1 pseudogene is annotated in these 591 nt (G+C 76.3%); it reads right to left on the bottom strand.

Annotated elements, in window-relative coordinates:
- Positions 1 to 17: 17 nt before the first annotated feature.
- Positions 18 to 591 (bottom strand): annotated as a pseudogene (locus ACJA3G_RS38275) (serine/threonine protein kinase); the annotation flags it as partial.

Here is a 591-nt window from a genome sequence, read left to right as displayed (position 1 = left end):
GGTCAGGCCGGGGGCGGTCAGGCCGAGGGGGTGAAGGAGTCGAGCACCGTGTCGAAGTGCCGCTTGGCCTCGTCGAGGCGGGCGACGGGGGCCGAGACCCACACGTCGTACATCGTCCCGCCCTCGTCCCAGCACTCGTCGTAGGTGTGCCGCGGCCCCTCGGCCGCGGTGAAACCGTTCCAGCTGAACTCCCACAGCGCCGCGTCATGGCCCTGATGGGTGGTGGCGACGACCTTGCCGCCCCGGTAACCGGGGTTGCTGGCCGGCCCGTTGGCGTGGGCGTCGCGCATCACGCCCAGCGGGCCGCCGGAGACCGACTGCTGGAGCCGGATGCCCAGCCGGAAGGCCCCGTCCGGCGACACGTAGAACACGCGCCGGTCGTCGGTGGACCGGACATAGCCCGCCGGGACCGTCAGGCCGAAGCCGTCCGGGTCGCGGACGTGGCGGTATCCGGCGGGCGCGGTCCCGAGCGGGGACGGCTCGCCGGAGCGCGTGACGGTCACCGTGGGGCCGGGCGGGCCCGGCTCGGCCGGGGCGGACCCGTGCGCGGTGGCCGTGGCCGTCACCGCCCCGCCCGCCGCCGCCCTGGCC

Source organism: Streptomyces sp. YS-3, from assembly GCF_045257485.1.
GTDB lineage: Bacteria > Actinomycetota > Actinomycetes > Streptomycetales > Streptomycetaceae > Streptomyces.
This window is presented reverse-complemented; position numbering and strand designations above follow the sequence as displayed.